The sequence below is a fragment of the Rhizobium ruizarguesonis genome, from assembly GCF_012349115.1.
Classification (GTDB): domain Bacteria; phylum Pseudomonadota; class Alphaproteobacteria; order Rhizobiales; family Rhizobiaceae; genus Rhizobium; species Rhizobium ruizarguesonis.
In genome coordinates, this window is sequence record NZ_PQIG01000105.1 from 40,542 (window position 1) to 46,833 (window position 6,292).

General features: G+C 62.0%; 7 protein-coding genes. 6 read left to right on the forward strand and 1 reads right to left on the reverse strand.

What is annotated here, in order from left to right; genetic code table 11:
* The first annotated feature begins 31 nt into the window (after positions 1–31).
* From metA to C3Y91_RS28585, 6 genes are all read left to right on the forward strand, one after another.
* Positions 32–955 (forward strand): homoserine O-acetyltransferase MetA, encoded by a 924-nt coding sequence (gene metA / locus C3Y91_RS28560; protein WP_024320476.1) that lies wholly within the window; start codon positions 32–34, stop codon positions 953–955.
* A gap of 226 nt (positions 956–1,181) precedes the next feature.
* Positions 1,182–2,204, forward strand: a complete 1,023-nt coding sequence (locus C3Y91_RS28565; protein WP_024320475.1) for an aldose epimerase family protein — start codon at positions 1,182–1,184, stop codon at positions 2,202–2,204.
* Positions 2,205–2,335: 131 nt separating this feature from the next.
* On the forward strand, positions 2,336–3,109 hold the full coding sequence (locus C3Y91_RS28570) for a GntR family transcriptional regulator (protein ID WP_024320474.1): 774 nt from the start codon (positions 2,336–2,338) through the stop codon (positions 3,107–3,109).
* On the forward strand, positions 3,106–4,137 hold the full coding sequence (locus C3Y91_RS28575) for an SIS domain-containing protein (RefSeq protein ID WP_017989786.1): 1,032 nt from the start codon (positions 3,106–3,108) through the stop codon (positions 4,135–4,137). The genes C3Y91_RS28570 and C3Y91_RS28575 overlap by 4 nt, the downstream gene beginning before the upstream one ends.
* Positions 4,137–5,288, forward strand: coding sequence for an N-acetylglucosamine-6-phosphate deacetylase (nagA, locus tag C3Y91_RS28580; RefSeq protein WP_024320473.1), 1,152 nt, complete (start codon positions 4,137–4,139; stop codon positions 5,286–5,288). Before C3Y91_RS28575 ends, nagA begins: the two co-directional genes overlap by 1 nt.
* Positions 5,289–5,305: 17 nt before the next feature.
* Complete coding sequence (locus tag C3Y91_RS28585) at positions 5,306–6,034, forward strand: SIS domain-containing protein (RefSeq protein ID WP_003543744.1); 729 nt, start codon at positions 5,306–5,308, stop codon at positions 6,032–6,034.
* Between the two features lie 60 nt (positions 6,035–6,094).
* Here C3Y91_RS28585 and C3Y91_RS37680 read toward each other — a convergent pair.
* On the reverse strand, positions 6,095–6,292 hold a 198-nt coding region (locus C3Y91_RS37680), incomplete at its 5' end, for a hypothetical protein (protein WP_210267753.1).

Genomic DNA, 6,292 nt, shown 5'->3' on the forward strand with positions numbered 1-6,292 from the left:
GCCGGTTTTTGTTTTTGATCGAGTGACCGCAATGCCCATCAAGATCCCCGATACGCTGCCCGCCTTCGAAACCCTGGTTCAGGAAGGTGTGCGGGTGATGACCGAGACGTTGGCGATCCGTCAGGATATCCGACCGTTGCAGATCGGGCTGCTCAACCTCATGCCGAACAAGATCAAGACCGAACTGCAGATGGCGCGTCTCGTCGGCGCCTCGCCGCTGCAGGTGGAACTGTCGCTCATCCGCATCGGCGGCCATAAGGCGAAAAACACGTCCGAGGATCATCTGCTTGCCTTCTACCAGACCTGGGAGGAGGTAAAACACCGCAAGTTCGACGGCTTCATCATCACTGGGGCGCCGATCGAGCTTTTGCCCTATGAGGACGTCACCTATTGGCCGGAGATGCAGGAGATTCTCGACTGGACGGAAACGAATGTCCATTCGACGATGAACGTCTGCTGGGGCGCGATGGCGGCGGTCTATCATTTTCACGGCGTTCCGAAATACGAGCTGAAAGAGAAGGCCTTCGGCGTCTACCGCCACCGGAACCTGAAGCCTTCCTCGATCTATCTCAACGGCTTTTCCGACAATTTCGAGGTGCCGGTGTCGCGCTGGACCGAAGTGCGCCGCACTGACATCGAGAAATCCGAAAGCCTGGAGATCCTGATGGAGTCGAGCGAAATGGGCGTCTGCCTCGTGCATGAGAAGAGGGGCCGGCGGCTCTACATGTTCAACCATGTCGAATATGATTCCACCTCGCTTTCCGACGAGTATTTCCGCGACGTCAATGCCGGGGTGCCGATCAAGATGCCGCACAATTACTTCCCGCATAACGATCCGGCGCTTGCGCCGCAGAACCGCTGGCGCAGCCATGCGCATCTCTTGTTCGGCAACTGGATCAACGAAATCTACCAGACGACGCCCTTTGATGTGGAAGAGATCGGCAGCGATCTCTGACCGTTGCCGATCACGCCTGGAGCCGGTGCCGCCGCATCACCGCTGCGGCATTTTCTTTCCGATCCGCCGGTTGCGGATCGAAGCAAATGCGGGCAGGTTCCTGTCCTGAAGCCTACCACACCGCGCGTCTTCGTCGGACGTGCAATGCATCTTTGAATCGCTGCAAATTCCTCAAATCGATTCCGAATTGAGGAATTTTCAGCAGGGACAGAATGGACGGTCGATCATGTCGGATAAGTTGGAGCGGGACGTTTTCGGGCAGACGCAGGCGGGCGAGACCGTCTATCGCGTCGTGATCAAGGGCGGCGGGCTGACGGCCAAGATCATCAGCTGGGGCGCGGTCATCCAGGATCTGCGTCTCGAGGGACATGATGCGCCGCTGCAGCTCGGCTTTGACGATTTCGACAGCTACCCCCTCTATTCGTCCTATTTTGGCGCGACGCCCGGGCGCTGCGCCAACCGCGTCGGTGGCGGCAGGTTCATGCTTGATGGCAAGGACTATCAGCTCGAGCCGAATGAAAACGGCGTCACGCATCTGCATGGCGGCAGCGACAATATCGCCAAACGCAATTGGACGATCGTCGAGCATGACGTCGACCGCGTGGTGCTGAAGATCGTCGATCCCGACGGCCGCGCCGGCTATCCGGGCAATTGCACCATCCAGGCGACTTTCTGGGTGCACGGCAATGGTGAACTGTCGATCACCTACGAATCGACCAGCGACCAGCCGACGCTCGCCAATGTCTGCCAGCACGCCTATTTCAATCTCGACGGTCGCGAAGATGCACTTGGCCATGACATCATGATTGCCGCCGATCACTATCTGCCGACCGATGAGAAGCAGGTGCCGACCGGCGAGATCCGTTCCATCGAGGGCACCGAATTCGATTTCCGCGAGATGGCGCCGATGAAGCGTTTCGTCGGCAGTGAACAAGCGTTTTACGACCATAATTTCTGCCTATCCGGCGAGCGCACCGCCAAGCGGAGCGTCGCGCTTGCCCGCAGCCTGTATTCCGGTGTGTCGCTGGAAGTGCGCAGTACGGAGCCAGGCATGCAGTTCTATGCCGGCTTCAAGCTCGATGCCGGGGCGCCCGGCATCGGCGGTCGCAAATACGGCCCATTCGCCGGCTTCTGCCTGGAGACGCAGATCTGGCCGGATGCCATCAATCACCAAGGTTTTCCGAATGCGGTTCTGCGCCCCGGCGAAGTGCTGCGTCAGGAGACGGATTATATCTTCACCAAGAACTGAGCGCCCTGCGGACGCACGACTGTCAAATTTGATCGCTATGAAACCCTTGCCGGTCCGCCGGCGAGGGTTTTTTCTTTCTGCGCTCGATTCCGCCTTGCCGATTGGTTCTATATAGGTTCTATTGTGTGCCCATGGATAGAACCAGTCTGATAGCGGAACTGAACAGCCGCGGCCTGCGTGACGAGGCATTGACCGGGCCGCTCTACAAGCGGCTGGCGCAGACGTTGACCGGTCTCATTCAAGAAGGGTTGCTGAAGCCCGGCGCCGCACTGCCGGGCGAGCGCGACCTTGCCGAGGCTCTGAAGCTCGGCCGGGTCACCGTGCGTACCGCCTATCGCGATCTGATGGCATCCGGCGCACTGGAATCGCGCCACGGAAGCGGTACTTTCGTGTCGAGCAGGGTGGAGCGCATGGAACAGTCGCTGTGGCGGCTTTCCTCCTTCTCCGCCGACATGCGCTCGCGCGGGCGTCTGCCGACCGCACGGATATTGTCGCGGGCGGTCAATACGCCGTCGCCGGAGGAATCCTTCCTGCTCGGCCTCGGCGGCGACGAGCCGGTGCTGAGACTCGACCGCTTGCGCCTTGCCGACGGCCTGCCGCTGGCGATCGAACGCGCCGTGGTGCCGATCAAGTTCCTGGGGCACGATGCCGGCGGCGAGGGATCGCTCTACGATGCGCTGACGGCCAGCGGCCACAGGCCCGTGCGCGCGCTGCAGCGGCTGACGGCGGTCACGCTCGACCCGTCCTCCGCCGCAATCCTGAACGTCAAATCAGGCGCGCCGGCGCTTCTGATCGAACGTGTCTCGCGCCTGGAAGACCAGCGCGTCGTCGAATACACGCGCTCGCATTATCGCGGCGATGCCTATGATTTCGTTGCCGAATTGAGAATCGGAGATGACCTATGAATGATAACCAGTCACTGATGCTGCAAGAAGCCGGCCAGTCGCCGGAGGTGGTGGCCACGCTGCTCGAAAAGGAAAAACCGGTCTTTGCCGAGATTGCCCGGCTGTTTTCGTCCGCCCGCCCGAGCGTGGTGACGACGGCGGCGCGCGGCTCCTCGGACCATGCCGCCACCTTCTTCAAATATCTCTTCGAGATCACCTGCGGCGTTCCTGTCGCATCGGTCGGTCCGTCGATCGCTTCCGTCTATGGTGCGGCGCTGCATCTGAAGGGCGGCGTCCACTTCACCGTGTCGCAGTCCGGTGCGAGCCCCGACATCGTCGCGCTGCAGGATGCGGCGAAGAAGGGCGGAGCAACGACGATCGCCGTCGTCAACGTCACCGACAGCCCGCTTGCGAAGCAGGCCGACATCGTTCTCGGTCTCAATGCCGGCGCGGAAAAGAGTGTCGCGGCGACAAAATCCTTCATCGCCTCGGTCGCCGCCCTTTCCGGGGTGACGGCTGCGATCGGCGGTGCGTCCGATTTGCAGGCGGCGCTCGGCAAGCTGCCGGAGGCACTGTCGGCGACCGCCGGGATCGACACGGCGGCAGCCGAGGAGGTGCTCTTCAACGCGACCTCGCTCTATACCGCCGGCCGCGGCCCGGCTTTCGCGATCGCGCTCGAAGCGGCGTTGAAGGCCAAGGAGACCTCCGGCCTGCATGCCGAGGCCTTCTCGCTGGCGGAACTGATGCATGGTCCGATGCGCCTGGTGCAGCCGGGCTTCCCGATCGTCGCCTTTGCGCCCGACGATGCGGCCTTCGCCAACAATGTGCAGGCGTTGGAACGCTTGCAGAAACTCGGCGCCACCACCGTCGGCTTCTCGACGCAGCCGCTTTCCGGTGTCCATCTGCGCGTGCCGACGACGGGCAACGGCCTCGTCGATCCGCTGGTGTCGCTGCTTGTCTATTACCGGCTGATCGAGTCGGTGACGCGCCGCAAGGGCTTCGATCCCGACAAGCCGGCAAACCTGCTCAAGGTGACGGAGACGGTCTGATGGCCCGCAAGATCTTCCTCGGCGCCCGCATCTTCGACGGCGAGCGCTTCCATGACGACAAAGCCCTCATCGTTGCCGGCGGCCGCGTCGAAGCTATCGTCGCAAGAAATGATCTGCCGGGCGGCGAGGTGGTGACGCTTGCCGGCGGTGTTTTGTCGGCCGGCTTCATCGATGCGCAGGTCAATGGCGGCGCCGGGCGGATGCTGAACGACGAGCCTTCCGCTGCCTCGATGGACATCATCGCCGGCGGGCACCGACCCTATGGCACGACGTCGCTGCTGCCGACGCTGATCACCGATACATCAGAGGCCTCCATTGCCGCCATCGAGGCGGCCAAGGAGGCAGTGAAAATGCACCGCGGCGTTGCGGGCTTGCATCTCGAAGGCCCGCATCTGGCGCCTGCGCGCAAGGGCGCGCATCTGGCCGAGCTGATGCGACCGGTGGAGGACCGCGATGTCAAGGCCTTCATCCGGGCGCGCGAGGCGATCGGCACGCTGCTCGTCACCATGGCCGCCGAGCAAGTGACGGTTGCCCAGGTGCGGGAGCTTGCCGAAGCCGGCGTCACCGTCAGCATCGGCCATTCCGATTGTTCGAGTGAGGCGGCGGAAGAACGTTTCGATGCTGGCGCGCGGGGCGTCACGCATCTCTTCAACGCCATGAGCCAGTTGGGACACCGGGCGCCTGGTCTCGTCGGCGCGGCGATCGATCATCCTTCGACTTGGTGCGGCATCATCGCCGACGGCCATCATGTCGATCCCAAGGCCCTGCGCACGGCGCTGCGCGCCAAACGCGGCGAAGGCAAGCTGTTTTTCGTCACCGATGCGATGTCGCTCGTCGGATCGGAGAAGGATTCGTTCACGCTGAACGGGCGCATGGTCCGGCGCGAAAGGGGCGGCTTCTGCTCGAAGCTGGTGCTGTCCGACGGTACGCTGGCCGGTTCCGATGTCGATATGATCTCGACGATCCGTTACGGTGTCACCTATCTCGACCTGACGCTTGCCGAGGCCTTGCGCATGGCGACCCTTTATCCCGCGCGGTTCCTCAGGCTTGCCGATCGCGGCCATCTTTCTCCGGGTACGCGTGCCGATCTCGTGCATCTCACCGATGCGCTTGCCGTCACCGCCACCTGGCTCAGCGGCGAAGCGGCCTGAAATCAAGGATAAGCCGGATGACCGACATTACCGATGCCTATTTCTCCAACCTCATCGGTCGGCTGGAAGAATTGAAGCAGACGCTTGCCGAGCCGATGGCGCAGGCAGCAGCCGTCATCCTCGATGCTGCCCGCGGCGACAAGCGTGTCTATGTCTTCGGCACCGGCCATTCGCATATGCTGGCGGAAGAGGTGCACTATCGTGCCGGCGGGCTCGCCTTCACTGTGCCGGTGCTCGTCGGCTCGGCCATGCTGCATGAGGGCGCGGTCATCAGTTCGGTCTATGAGCGCACGCAGGGCTTGGTGCGGCCGATGCTGGAGCGTTATGGCATGCAGCCGGGCGATGTCATCATCATCGCTTCCAATTCGGGCGTGAACGCCGCGCCGATCGAGGCCGCCGACTATGCGCGCGAAATCGGCGCAAAGGTGATTGCCATCACGTCGATCGCCTATTCCTCAGCGATCGCCAATGGCCGTCGGCGGCTTGCCGATGTGGCCGATGTGGTGCTCGACAACGGGCTGCCACCGGGTGACGCCGTTGTCGATCTCGAAGGCACGGGGCTCCGGGTTGGGCCAGTCTCGACGGCGGTCGGGGTGACGGTCATCAATGCGATCTTCGCCGAAGTCGCCTCGGAGCTTTCGAAATCCGGCGATGCGCCAATTTATCTCAGCGCCAACATGCCGGGTGCTGCCGAGATCAACCAGAAGCTCGTCAAGAAATACCGGCCGCGCAACCCGCATCTCTAAAGCATGTCGCGCAAAAGTGTGCCGCGGTTTTGCGATAACGACATGCGTAAAAACAAAGACCTAAAGCGCGAGGAGCGAATCTGAAAGATCGCGACGCGCTTTAAAGCTTGATGCCGAAACGTGCGTGCGGTTTTCGGACGACATCATGCTCTGATTATTTAATTGAGACGGCGGATACAAAAAAGGCCGGCGTGAGCCGGCCTTCAGACTGCTGACAAACCCCTGGCACCGTCCAGGGGTTTGTGATTCATTGGGACA